Annotated in this window: 9 protein-coding genes; 2 read left to right on the top strand and 7 right to left on the bottom strand. The window is 71.0% G+C overall.

Annotated elements, in window-relative coordinates; all coding sequences use genetic code 11:
* Positions 1-2: 2 nt before the first annotated feature.
* The 6 genes from ABT122_RS04695 to ABT122_RS04670 form a co-directional block, all read right to left on the bottom strand.
* Positions 3-629 carry a GTP-binding protein gene (locus ABT122_RS04695; RefSeq protein ID WP_351545276.1) on the bottom strand — a complete coding sequence of 209 codons (627 nt, stop codon included), beginning with the start codon at positions 627-629 and terminating at the stop codon, positions 3-5.
* Positions 610-966, bottom strand: a complete 357-nt coding sequence (locus ABT122_RS04690; protein ID WP_351545273.1) for a DUF742 domain-containing protein — start codon at positions 964-966, stop codon at positions 610-612. Before ABT122_RS04690 ends, ABT122_RS04695 begins: the two co-directional genes overlap by 20 nt.
* Positions 963-1,379 (bottom strand): roadblock/LC7 domain-containing protein, encoded by a 417-nt coding sequence (locus ABT122_RS04685; protein ID WP_351545271.1) that lies wholly within the window; start codon positions 1,377-1,379, stop codon positions 963-965. The genes ABT122_RS04690 and ABT122_RS04685 overlap by 4 nt, the downstream gene beginning before the upstream one ends.
* Positions 1,376-2,815 (bottom strand): sensor histidine kinase, encoded by a 1,440-nt coding sequence (locus ABT122_RS04680; RefSeq protein ID WP_351545484.1) that lies wholly within the window; start codon positions 2,813-2,815, stop codon positions 1,376-1,378. The genes ABT122_RS04685 and ABT122_RS04680 overlap by 4 nt, the downstream gene beginning before the upstream one ends.
* 225 nt (positions 2,816-3,040) lie before the next feature.
* Positions 3,041-5,623: an aminopeptidase N gene (pepN, locus tag ABT122_RS04675; protein ID WP_351545268.1), complete on the bottom strand. Its 2,583-nt coding sequence runs from the start codon at positions 5,621-5,623 to the stop codon at positions 3,041-3,043.
* 711 nt (positions 5,624-6,334) lie between these two features.
* Positions 6,335-7,363 (bottom strand): aspartate-semialdehyde dehydrogenase, encoded by a 1,029-nt coding sequence (locus tag ABT122_RS04670; RefSeq protein WP_351545266.1) that lies wholly within the window; start codon positions 7,361-7,363, stop codon positions 6,335-6,337.
* Between the two features lie 198 nt (positions 7,364-7,561).
* On the opposite strand from ABT122_RS04670, the gene ABT122_RS04665 reads away from it, so the two are divergent.
* Together ABT122_RS04665 and ABT122_RS04660 are read left to right on the top strand one after the other, a co-directional pair.
* On the top strand, positions 7,562-8,098 hold the full coding sequence (locus ABT122_RS04665; protein WP_351545263.1) for a sigma-70 family RNA polymerase sigma factor: 537 nt from the start codon (positions 7,562-7,564) through the stop codon (positions 8,096-8,098).
* A gap of 1 nt (position 8,099) precedes the next feature.
* Positions 8,100-8,756, top strand: a complete 657-nt coding sequence (locus ABT122_RS04660) for a hypothetical protein (protein ID WP_351545261.1) — start codon at positions 8,100-8,102, stop codon at positions 8,754-8,756.
* Between the two features lie 77 nt (positions 8,757-8,833).
* On the opposite strand, the gene ABT122_RS04655 is transcribed toward ABT122_RS04660, so the two are convergent.
* Positions 8,834-12,157: a S8 family serine peptidase gene (locus tag ABT122_RS04655; protein WP_351545259.1), complete on the bottom strand. Its 3,324-nt coding sequence runs from the start codon at positions 12,155-12,157 to the stop codon at positions 8,834-8,836.
* Between the last annotated feature and the right edge of the window lie 148 nt (positions 12,158-12,305).

Raw genomic sequence — 12,305 nt, 5'->3', positions numbered from 1 at the left:
CCCTAGGAGGCGGCGTCGGCGGTCACCGCGAGGTTCTGGAGGTAGCGCATCAGCGTCATCAGCACATCCCTGCTGGAGCCCCGGAGCCGGGCGTCGCAGTCGACGATCGGCACCGAGGCCGGCAGGTCGAGAGCCGTGCGGATCTCCTCGATCGGATACATCGGGGCTTCCGGGAAGGTGTTGATCGCGACGACGAACGGCACCCGGCGCTCCTCCAGCCGCCCGATGACATCGAAGCTGACCTCCAGCCGCCGGGTGTCCACCAGGACCACCGCGCCCAGCGCGCCCTCGAACAGCCCCCGCCACAGGAACCAGAACCGCTGCTGTCCCGGGGTGCCGAAGAGATAGAGCACCAGCTCGTCGTTGATGCTGATCCGGCCGAAGTCCATGGCGACGGTGGTGGAGGTCTTGTTGCGCTCCACACCGTGGGTGTCGTCGACACCCACCCCGGCCTGGGTCATCGTCTCCTCGGTGGTGAGCGGCTTGATCTCGCTCACCGAGCCGACAAGGGTCGTCTTGCCCACTCCGAAACCGCCCACGATGACCACCTTGACGGCGGCGGTGGCCGTCTCCGGCAGCACGTCCTCGCTGCGCGGGCCCACGGCCTGCTCAGAGCTTCTGAAGTCCATCGATCACTGCCTCAATCAAAGCGCGGTCGGGGAGTAGCGCGGGCTGGACCGGAGCGCGGGCCATCACCTGGCTGTCCAGCAGCAGATCGCTGAGCAGGACGGTGACCACACTCACCGGAAGACTCAAGTACGCGGAGATCTCGGCCACCGAGAGCGGCGACTGGCACAGCCGGATGATCGCGGCGTGTTCCGGCTGCATACCGTGCCGGGGGCCCGACTTGGCCACGATCAGGGTGACCAGGTCGAGCGTGGCCGGCACGGACGCCCCGCTGCGTCCGCCCGTAATGACATACAGCCGCTCGGGACTGCTCTCCTCCCAGTCCCCGGCATGGCTCACGCGGACTGCCTGTCCTGACGCGGCGGGCTGGACAGGTGCTCTCCGATCCGCAGTACGAGGTCGCGCATCCGCTGTCCCATCAGTCCGGCATCGACACCCTCGTCGGCGAGCACGGCCAGGAACGCGCCCGAGCCCGCCGCCATCAGGTAGAAGAAGCCACCGCTCATCTCGATGACGACGAGATGCATCCGGCCGTCGCTGCCCGGAAGCTCGGAGGCGACGGCACCCGCCAGGGACTGGAGGCCGGCGCAGGCAGCGGCCAGCCGGTCGGCGGTGTCGTTGTCCGCGCCGTACTGCGCCATCCGCAGCCCGTCCGCCGACAGCACGACCACATGTCTGGTCTGCGGTACGCCTTCTGCCAGGTCCTTGAGCATCCAGTCCATGTTGGTCTGGTTGGACTGCTGCTGAATCATGGCTGCGTACTCCCCTTGTTCGTCTGGGTTGCCTCACCGGCCAGGCCGTTCTGGAACGCCGTGAGCCACATACCGGGCTGTACCGCGGGGGCGGCGTCCGGCTGGGGCGTCGCGGCGGCAGCGGGCGCCGCGGTGGCGGGGGCCTTGCGGCGCCGCTGCGGCAGCCCGGTCGCCGTCCGTTCGGTGATCACCGGAAGTTCTTCGTCCGGCATGAGGTCCGTGATGGCGGGGCCGGTGGTCTGCCTGACCGGCTGCGCATCGGGCATCGGCACACCGCTGGGCCGGGGGCCGGACGCGGCGCCGATGCCGTGTGCCAGTCCGGTCGCCGACGCGACGGTGGTGATCAGTTCCTTGGGTACGACGAGGACCGCGCGCACTCCGCCGTACGCGGACGAACGCAGCGAGACCTGGAATCCGTACGCCTGGGCGAGCCGGCCGACCACGGCCAGGCCGAGGCGGGGCGTCTCGCCCAGGTCGTTCACATCGATGCCCTGCTGGGCCTGGCGCAGCATGCGCTCGGCCCGCAGCCGGGCCTCCTCGCTCATGCTCACACCGCCGTCCTCGATCTCCACGGCGATGCCCGAGTTCACATCGACGGCGGTGAGATGGACCTTGGTCTGCGGCGGCGAGTAGCGGGTGGCGTTGTCGAGCAGTTCGGCGAGCGCGTGGATCAGCGGTTCGACGGCGGTGCCGACGACGGCGACCTCGGAGACCGAGTGCAGCTCGACGCGCTGGTAGTCGATGATCCGGGACATCGCGCCGCGCATCACGCTGTAGAGGGGTACGGCCCTGCTCCACTGGCGGCCCGGCCGCGCGCCGCCGAGCACGGCGATGGAGTCGGCGAGCCGGCCGATCAGCGCGGTGCCGTGGTCGATCCGGAGCAGATCGCCGAAGACCTCGGGGTTCTTGCCGTGCCGGTCCTCCATCTCCCGCAGCTGCTGGGCCTGCTGGTGGACGATGGCCTGCACCCGGCGGGCGATGTTCACAAAGGCGCGCTGGGCGGACTCGCGGAGGTCCTCCTCCCTGGCCACGGCGTCCAGCACGGAGCTGAGCACGGCCTGGTGCTCGCTGGAGGTGTGCAGCGAGTCGAGGATGTCCTCGGGGAACTCGCCCTTGCGCAGCCGCTCCACCACCTGGGGCAGCAGTTCGCGGACGAGCCGGGTGGTCTCGGCCTGCTCACGGGCGAGTGTGGCCTCGCGCTCGGCGAGCCGGGCGCTGAGCAGGGTCGCGCGACGGCCCCGGCGCACGGTCTCCGCGCAGGAGATGGCGATGGCGGTGACGGCGATGATGTCGACCCAGATCACGGCGGCCCGCGCGGAGCCGGAGACCGTGGCGGCCGCTCCGGCCGCGGCTACGGCGGTGACGACGACGGGCACGAGCCACACAAGGGAAGCCGCGGGCCGCGGAGTTTCGGTCGACGTGTCCTGTCGGACCATCAGCACCCTCAAACCATCGGAACGGGAATGATCATATGACGACAGTCGGGGAGCATATCTGTGTCCTGCAACGGCAGATGACGTCAGGTCATGAATTTGGCCAGATGTTGACGCTTGAGAACGGTGAAGGCGCCCAGGTCCTGGGACCTGGGCGCCTCAACGATGATTTTCAGCCAAGTTAGAAGCGGAGTCAGCGGGTTGGCGTCCCGCCGCCGCCCCGGCCCCTCAGGAGGCGGAGGCCGCGTCCGCCGCCTGCGCCCTCAGCGCCCGCTCCACACCCGAGCGCGACTCGGAGACCAGCCGGCGCAGCGCCGCCGTCGGCTCGGCCGACTCCAGCCAGGCGTCCGTGGCGTCCAGCGTCGCCCGCGAGACCTGGAACGAGGGGTAGAGCCCCACCACGATCTGCTGGGCCATCTCCGTGCTGCGCGACTCCCACACACCCTTGACCACCGCGAAGTACTTCTCGGTGTACGGGGCGAGCAGCTCGCGCTGGTCGCTCTGCACGAAGCCGCCGATGACGGCCTCCTGCTTGGCGTTGGGCAGGCTGTCGCCCTCCACGGCGAGCGCCCACGCCTCCGCCTTCGCCTCCGCGGACGGCCGGGCCGCGCGGGCGGTGGCCGCGTGCTGCTCGCCCGCCGCCGTGCGGTCCCGCTCGTACTCCGCCGCGATGCCGTCCTCGTCCAGCACCCCGGTCGCCGCCAGCCGCTCCACGAACGCCCAGCGCAGCTCGGTGTCGACGGCCAGGCCCTCGATCGAGTCCGCGCCGTCCAGCAGCGCCTGGAGCAGATCGAGCTGCTGCGGGGTGCGGGCGGTGGCCGCGAAGGCCCGCGCCCAGGCGAGCTGGTGGTCGCTGCCCGGCTCGGCGGCCCGCAGATGCGCCAGCGTCGCCTCCGTCCACTGGTTCAGGCCCGTCTCGCGCCACTCCGGCGCGGCGTACAGCTCGATCGCCGTCTTCACCTGGCGGTGCAGCGACTGCACGACACCGATGTCCGACTCCTTGCCGATGCCCGAGAGCACCAGCGACAGATAGTCCCGGGTGGCCAGCTCGCCGTCGCGGGTCATGTCCCACGCCGCCGACCAGCAGAGCGCGCGCGGCAGCGACGCGGTGAAGTCGCCCAGGTGCTCGGTGACCGCCTTCAGCGACTCCTCGTCCAGCCGGACCTTGGCGTACGAGAGATCGTCGTCGTTCAGCAGGACGATCAGCGGGCGCCGGGTGTTCGCGGGGAACGGCACATCGGTCAGCTCGCCGTCGACATCCAGCTCGATCCGGTCTGTCCGCACCAGCTTCCCGCTCGCCGGGTCGAGGTCGTAGCAGCCGACCGCGATCCGGTGCGGGCGCAGCGTCGGCTCGCCCTGGGCGCCCACGGGCAGCGCCGGGGCCTCCTGGCGGACCCGGAAGGAGGTGACGAAGCCCTCCGCCGAGACCTCGATCTCCGGGCGGAGCACATTGATACCGGCCGTCTGGAGCCACTTCTGCGACCAGGTCTTCAGATCGCGTCCCGAGGTCTCCTCAAGAGCGCCCAGCAGATCCGTCAGAACGGTGTTTCCGAAGGCGTGGGCCTTGAAATAGGACTGCACACCGCGGAAGAACTCGTCCTCGCCGACATAGGCCACGAGCTGCTTCAGCACGGAGGCACCCTTGGCATAGGTGATTCCGTCGAAGTTCACCAGGACATCGTCGATGTCCCGGATCTCCGCCATGATCGGGTGCGTGGAGGGGAGCTGGTCCTGGCGGTACGCCCAGGTCTTCATGGAATTCGCGAACGTGGTCCACGAATGGGGCCAGCGCGAACCCGGGGCGGCGGCCTGGCAGGCGATGGAGGTGTAGGTGGCGAACGATTCGTTCAGCCACAGATCGTTCCACCACTCCATGGTGACGAGGTCGCCGAACCACATGTGCGCCAGCTCGTGCAGGATGGTCTCGGCCCGCACCTCGTACGCCGCGTCCGTCACCTTCGACCGGAAGACGTACTGGTCACGGATGGTGACGGCGCCCGCGTTCTCCATCGCGCCCGCGTTGAACTCCGGCACGAAGAGCTGGTCGTACTTGGCGAACGGGTAGTCGTAGTCGAACTTCTCCTGGAACCAGTCGAAGCCCTGGCGGGTGACCTCGAAGATGGCGTCCGCGTCGAGATACTCGGCGAGGGAGGGGCGGCAGTAGATGCCGAGCGGTACGGACTGGCCGTCCTTCTCGTACGCGCTGTGCACCGAGTGGTAGGGGCCGGCGATCAGGGCCGTGATGTAGGTGGAGATCCGGGGGGTCGGCTCGAAACGCCAGACACCGTCCGCGGGGGCCGGGGAGGGGGTCGGTGAATTGGAGATGACCGTCCAGCCCTCGGGGGCCCGCACCGTGAACCGGAAGGTGGCCTTGAGGTCGGGCTGCTCGAAATTCGCGAATACCCGGCGGGCGTCCGGGACCTCGAACTGCGTATAGAGATACGCCTGCTCGTCGACCGGGTCGACAAAGCGGTGCAGGCCCTCGCCGGTGTTGGTGTACGAGCAGTCGGCGACGACCTTCAGCTCGTTCGGGCCCTCGTGGAGATGGGGCAGCGCGATGCGCGAGTCGCGGAAGACGGCGGCGACGTCGAGGGACTTGCCGTTGAGGACGACCTCGTGGACGGCGGGGGCGACGAGGTCGATGAAGGTTTCGGCGTTCGCCTCGGCGGAGTCGAAGCGCACGGTGGTCACCGAGCGGTAGATGCCGCCGTCCTGGGCGCCGCTGAGGTCGAGGTCGACCTCGTACGCGTGGGTGGTGAGAAGGCGTGCGCGCTGCTGCGCCTCTTCGCGGGTCAGGTTCGTGCCAGGCACCCGGTCATCTCCTTTTTCGTGACGTTTGGCGTCATCCTTCCATGGGTGGGTGGGAAGCCCGAGCCCCGCATGCTGCGGGTCTTCCGCGACGCGTGGACCGTCGCCCCGGCCCCCGCGCGCCCCCGGGCTCCGCCCTGCCCCGCCGCCGCGTGAGGCACCCTTCACCCCTCCGGCCGTGCCGGGGGTCAGGCCCCCGGCCCCGCCGGCGGGCCGATCCACGAACTCCAGCCCCTCCGGCCGTGCCGGGGCACAAGCTCCCAGCCTTGCCGACGTGCCGGGGCACAGGCTCCCAGCCTTGCCCGGGGCACAGGCCCCCGGCCCCGCCGGCGATTGAGGAGCACCACCCCAGCCCCGCCGGCGTTTGAGGCGCGGGGGTTCGGGGGCTGGCCCCCGACTGTGGCCCGCGGGGTGCGGGTTTCCTGTGGCACAGGGTCCGTCCTCAAGCGCCGGACGGGCTGGGTTTGTGCGGGTTTCCTGTGGCGCGGGGTCCGTCCTCAAGCGCCGGACGGGCTGGGTTTGTGCGGGTTTCCTGTGGCACAGGGTCCGTCCTCAAGCGCCGGACGGGCTGAGATCGCTCGGGTTTCCCGTGGTGCGGGGGCCGTCCTCAAGCGCCGGATGGGCTGGGGTTGCTCGGGGTGCCCGTGGCCCGTGGCCCGTGGCCCGTGGCCCGGGGTCCGGGGTCCGGGGTCCGGGCCACGGTGGTCGCAGGGGTCAGGGGGTGAGTTCGGCTGCGACCAGTTCCGCGATCTGGATCGCGTTGAGCGCCGCACCCTTGCGGAGGTTGTCGTTCGAGAGGAAGAGCGCGAGACCGTGCTCAACGGTCTCGTCGACCCGGACGCGCCCCACATAGGACGCGTCCTTCCCCGCCGCCTGCAACGGCGTCGGAATCTCCGAGAGCTCCACCCCCGGAGCCCCGGCCAGCAGCTCATACGCCCGCTCCACCCCCAGCGGACGCTCGAAGCGCGCATTCACCTGGATCGAGTGCCCCGAGAACACCGGCACCCGCACACACGTCCCGGACACCTTCAGCTCCGGCAGCTCCAGGATCTTCCGGGACTCGTTGCGGAGCTTCTGCTCCTCGTCCGTCTCGAAGGACCCGTCGTCCACCAGGTTCCCCGCGAGCGGCAGCACATTGAAGGCGATCGTCCGCTGGTACACCCCCGGCTCGGGGAACTCCACGGCCTCCCCGTCGTGGGTCAGCTCCGTCGCGCGCTCCACCACACCCTTCACCTGGCCGTCCAGCTCCGCCACCCCGGCGAGCCCCGACCCGGAGACCGCCTGGTAGGTGGTGGCGACCAGCGCGGTCAGCCCCGCCTCCCGCGCCAGCGGCTTCAGCACGGGCATCGCGGCCATGGTGGTGCAGTTCGGGTTGGCGATGATCCCCTTGGGGCGGTCCTTGACCGCGTGCGGGTTGACCTCGGAGACCACCAGCGGCACCTCGGGGTCCAGCCGCCACGCGGAGGAGTTGTCGATCACGACGGCACCCTGCCCCGCGACCTTCTCCGCCAGCGCCCGCGAGGTCGCCCCGCCCGCCGAGAAGAGCACGATGTCCAGGCCGGTGTAGTCGGCGGCGGCGGCGTCCTCGACGGTGATCGGGGTGCCCTCCCAGTCGATCGTGGACCCGGCCGAGCGCGCCGAGGCGAACAGCCGCAGCTCGTCCACGGGGAACTTCCGCTCGGCGAGGATGCTGCGCATGACTGTGCCGACCTGACCGGTCGCTCCGACGATTCCGACCCTCACCGATGTCTCCTCTGTGCGTGTCCGCGTGATTTTACGGGGCTGAGTGCTGCCGCTCCCCATGATGCGTATGTCCTGGCCCGACTTGTCCAGTCCATTGTCCGAAGGGCGGACGCTGTGACGTAGGACATGCGATCCGGCCGGGGCGAACGGTTTCGCCCACCCCCGCGTCGTAGGGGAAACGCGACGTGGGGAGGCACCTTGCCGATCAGAGGACCCGGCCGAGCGCCGGGGGACGGGGGAGCGGACGATCCGCTCGACCCCGCGCAGATCTCCCGGGTGCGGGCCGTGCTCGCGCTCGGCGGCGTACCGCGCTCCGACCTCGCCGACGGTGTCCAGCAGATCCGGCTGCGGCTGCTGGAGCGCCGGGCCGACGGCCGGGAGCCCCCTCGGGACGTGGGCGCCTGGGCCGCCGTGGTCGCCTCGCACCTCGCCGCCGACTGGCACCGCACCCGCACCAGACACCGCAGGACCGGCGCCCGGCTCGCCCAGCTGAGGGTGTGGAGCCCGCAGGCCCCGGACGGCCCGGAGGCCCGGCTGCTGGCGCTCACCGTCGCCGACGGTCTCGACGCCCTGCCCCCGCTCCAGCGCCAGGTGCTGGTGCTGCGGTTCTACGCGGATCTCACCGTCCCCCGGATCGCCCGGGAGCTGGGGGTGCCCGAGGGCACGGTCAAGAGCCGGCTGCACGCGGCGGCGAAATCGATGCGGGCCCGGCTCCATGTGGACGAGGTGGTGTGACATGCCGACGACCGGTGATGACGGATACGGCGACGACGACCGGGCGCTGATGGCGGTCCTCCTCGGGGAGCCCGCGCCGGAGGGCCCCGGGGCCGGGGCGGCGTACCGCCGTGCCGCCCGCGACATGGACACCCTGGCCGGGCAGCTCCGTGTGCTGGGCCACGAGCTGTCCTGGGACCCGGGCCACCACCCCGTGCCCCCGCCGGAGCCCCCGGCCCGGCGGCGCGGGCGGGCGGTCCTGGCACTGGTGGCCTCGGTGGCGGTGCTCGCCGGGCTCGCGGCGGCCTGGCTCTCCCCCGGGCCCGGCGCGGCCGGGCCCGAGGCGGAGTCCAAGCCCGTGGTCTGCTCCCGGCTGATCGCGGAGGGCACCGTGGCCCGGACCGAGCCGGACGGCGACCGCCTCCGGGTCGTCCTGGCCGTGGACCGCTATCTCGTCCCCGGGCACGGACCCCGGGAGAGGGCCTTCACCGTGGAGCGCGCCGAGGCCGCCCGGTACGCGGACGGGAGCCGGCTGCTCGTCCACCTCTTCCGGGTGCGGGGCGGGCGGGAGGAGGAGGTCGCCGTCTACCGGGGAGCGGAGATCGACCGGGTCGAGGAGCTGCTGCCGGTCCCCGCCGGACCGGGGGACGGCGACGGCCGCTGCGGCACCCCGGAGTGAGACAGCCGCGGCACCCCGGAGTGAGACAGCGGAAAGGGGGCGCCCGGCCCGCGGACGCCCCCTTCACCTCACCGCTGTTACGGCGTGACTTTCTCGATCACGACGCTGCCCGCGCCCGCGGCGGTGCCGCGCGCGTTGACCAGCCGGGCCTCGCCGAAGAACTGGCGCCCCTCGGGAGCCGCACCGGCCACCACGACCTCCGCGCGCGCCTGCGCGGAGGCTCCGTGCGCCAGCTCGACACTGCTCGCCGGGTCCACCTTCAGCTGACCGAGCGACGGCGCGAAGAACACATCGCGGTAGCCGTACTCCGTCGTCCCGGACGGGACCGAGTAGCCGTCGACCACGATGGTGTACGTGCCGGCCGCCGGCTTCGTGAGGCTGACAGCCTCCTCGGAGTCGCCGTCCGCGGCCTGCCCGACCAGGGTGGTGCCCCGGTAGACGGCCAGGTCCAGGTCCGCCTGGGCGTCCGAGACCCCGCCGATCGCGACATCGAGCCGCTCGACGCCCTCGCCGAGGGTGACGGTCGTCTCCCGCGACTCACCATTCGCGATCACCGGACGGGCGACCTTCGCCGAGCCCAGCGAACCGCCCTCCAGCTTGCCCTTCACCGCGGCACCGCGGTTGGTGACCGTCCACTCGACCGGGGCCGGCGTGCCGACCTTCGCCTCGGCGAGCTTCTGCGGCTCCGGGGCGAAGTCCGCGCCCAGCACCGTGACGTCCAGCTGGTAGGGGTTGTCCAGCAGCGGCGAGGTGCGCCGCGACTCGACCTCGATCTCCCAGACACCCGGCTGCGGGTTGGCGTACGACCGCAGGTCCGGACGGCAGGTGTTCGAGGGGCTGTTGTAGTTCGGGTAGCAGTAGATCGTGGCGCTGTCCTCCATCTGCACCCCGTACGGGTGGATGGAGATGAACCGCGTCTGGCTGCCCTGCGCGAGTCCGCCGAGCGCGACCTCCAGGGTCTTCGCCCCGGCGGGCACGGTCACGAAGTACGACCTGTGGCTGTTGCGCTGCACCGACGAGGAGTCCGAGAGGGTGTGTCCGGCCCTGGCCAGCTCGTCGGAGACCACCACGGTCGACAGGATCTGCTTGTCGACGCCCTCGGTGCGCGGGTCGTCCGCCTCCAGGATGGCGCTGTGCACGCCGTCCGTCTTCGGCCGCGCCTGCACGGTGACGGTGACCGGCTGGTTCAGCGGCAGCCGCACCCGGTCGCCGCCGAGCAGACGGAACGTGTTGCCGGTGTTGTACTTCCACTCCAGGTTGTGCCAGCGGGCGCCCTCGGGGCCGCTGGTCCTGGTGACGGTGATGTCGTACGTCTTCGCCTGGCCGGCCTTCAGCCCGCCCTCGCGGTCGTAGAGACCGGTGCCGAAGCCCGGGGTCTTCAGCGCGAAGTCGATCGAGGTGTCGACCGGGGCCTTGACGGTGTACTCGTGGGCGGTGGCGCCGTTCCGCACCGACTCCCACGCGTCCACCACGTCGATCATGCCGGCGCCCTGCTCGTGCGCCTTCACGCCGGGGATCTTGTTGGCGGTGCTGGTGACCGCGGTGCGCAGCTTCGCCGGGGTCAGCTCGATCCCGCGCTGCTTGGCGGCCGACAGCAGCAGCGCGCTCGCGCCCGCCACCTGCGGCGAGGACATCGAGGTGCCCTGGAGCATCGAGTAGCCGGGCGGCAGCGCGTACCCGGCCTCGGCGACCGGACCGCCGGCCTGCCAGGTCTGGGTGGTCTGGATCGCCGCGCCGGGGCCGGTGATGGTCGGCGTGAAGCCGCCGTCCTCACGGGGGCCGCGGGAGGAGAACGGCATCATCGCGTTCTTCTTGGTGACCTCGGAGCCGTAGTTGGCGGCCCAGGTCTCCTTGGTGATCGAGGCGCCGACGGAGATCGCCTTGTCGGCCACGCCGGGGTCGCCGATGGTGTTGACGCCCGGACCGTCGTTGCCGGCCGAGATGACCAGCTGGACGCCGTAGAGGTCGATCAGCCGGTTGTACATCAGGGCACGGGTGTTGTTGCCGTCGTTGAGCGCCGGCAGACCGCCGATGGAGATGTTGACGATGTCGACACCGCGGTCGATGACCAGATCGGCCAGACCCTCGGTCATCGCGATGTTGGTGCAGCCGCCGGTCCAGGAGCAGGCGCGCGAGGAGACCAGCTTGGCGCCGGGCGCCGCGCCGTTCATCTTGCCGCCGAAGAGGCCGTTGGCGGCGGTGATGCCGCCGACGTGCGAGCCGTGCGAGCCCTCGATGACACCGATGCCCACGAAGTCGGCCGTCGCGCCCGCCGGGTTGTACACGACGTCCTCGCGGACCTCGATCACGAACGGGATGCGCTCGGCCACCGGGGTGGCCGGGTTGTCCTTGCCGAAGTACCCGATCTGGAAGCCGTTGCGGTACGGCTTCATCACCGTGTCGTTGGTGAAGTCGGCGTCGTCGTTCAGGTCGACCCGGACCGTGCGGGTCTCCGTGTCGTAGAGCAGCGCCCAGCGGTCGGTGGTGTCGCCGTCGCGGTTGAGGTCACCGGCCATGTCGCCGCCGAGGGTGGCGTTCTCGGAGAAGACGCTGAACCGGTACGAGCCCGCGGGGGCCGTGTACGCGCGCCCCGCCTCGGTGAACGCCGGTCCCGTGACGCCCTTGTCCATCCGGCGCCAGGTGCCGTCCCGGTCCTGGACCGGGTCGGTCGCCGTCACCCAGTCGACGATCTTGCGCTCGCCGGTGGTGGTCTTCTGGAGCGCCGGGTGCGAGACGTCGACACCGGAGTCCAGGATGCCGATGGTCACCCCGCGGCCGTCGTACTTGGGGTTCTCCTTGACGAACTGGACCGCGCCCGTCTCGAAGGAGGGGTTGTACGGGTTGACCGCCGGGGTGTTCTTGTCCGGGGCCGGGTAGGAGCGGGCCTGCTTGCCCGCCGCGCGGCCCGGCTTCGCGGAGCCGGCGCCGGGCGCCGGGTCCTCCAGCTTCACCTCGTGCTTGAGGTCGATGCCCTGGACGCTGGAGAGCTTGGCGGCGGCCTTCAGCGTCCCCTCCGCCTTCGCGGTGGGGATCGTGGCCCGCACATAGCCGATTCTGTCGATGGTCTTGCCGACCATCGTGCCCTCGACGGCTCTGAGCTGCCGGACCACCGTCTCGGTGGCGCCGGGGGCGGTGGCGACCATGACGGTGACGGTCTTCTCGCCGGTGGCCTGGGCCTCGGCGAGCAGTTCCTCATCGGCCGAGCCGAGCTTCTCGGAGGCCGGCGCCGCCTTGACGGGCGGGCTCACCGAGGGGTCGTCGGCCGGGGTGGCGGCGAACACCGGTACGGTGCCCGCGGCCACCAGTGCGGTCACCATCGAGGCCGCGGCCGCGATGCGGGCCGCGCGTCTGCGCCCTGGCACGGAGCGCCCGGATATGGAGCTCTGGGAATCGGGGGTCATCAGCATCCCTGGTTGTGAAAGAGACGTTTCGCTGTGATGAGACGTCAGTCCGGATTTCGGTGCCGGATGACCGCTCAGCCTCTCCTACGGGAGCGGGTTTTGTGGAGAGCTGACGGAGGCCTGATGTGGTCATGGCATAAATCCGCCA

The organism is Streptomyces sp. NPDC001985, from assembly GCF_040296845.1.
In the GTDB taxonomy this organism is placed as follows: Bacteria; Actinomycetota; Actinomycetes; order Streptomycetales; family Streptomycetaceae; genus Streptomyces.
The sequence above is the reverse complement of the archived record's forward strand: the minus strand, read 5'-3'. Positions and strand labels throughout refer to the sequence as shown.

Bases quoted from the DNA above. Each gene is read 5' to 3' on its own strand.
- ABT122_RS04695 (WP_351545276.1), bottom strand. From the start codon at position 629: ATGGACTTCAGAAGCTCTGAGCAGGCCGTGGGCCCGCGCAGCGAGGAC.
- ABT122_RS04685 (WP_351545271.1), bottom strand. From the start codon at position 1,379: ATGATTCAGCAGCAGTCCAACCAGACCAACATGGACTGGATGCTCAAG.
- ABT122_RS04680 (WP_351545484.1), bottom strand. From the start codon at position 2,815: ATGGTCCGACAGGACACGTCGACCGAAACTCCGCGGCCCGCGGCTTCC.
- ABT122_RS04660 (WP_351545261.1), top strand. From the start codon at position 8,100: ATGCCGACGACCGGTGATGACGGATACGGCGACGACGACCGGGCGCTG.
- ABT122_RS04655 (WP_351545259.1), bottom strand. From the start codon at position 12,157: ATGACCCCCGATTCCCAGAGCTCCATATCCGGGCGCTCCGTGCCAGGG.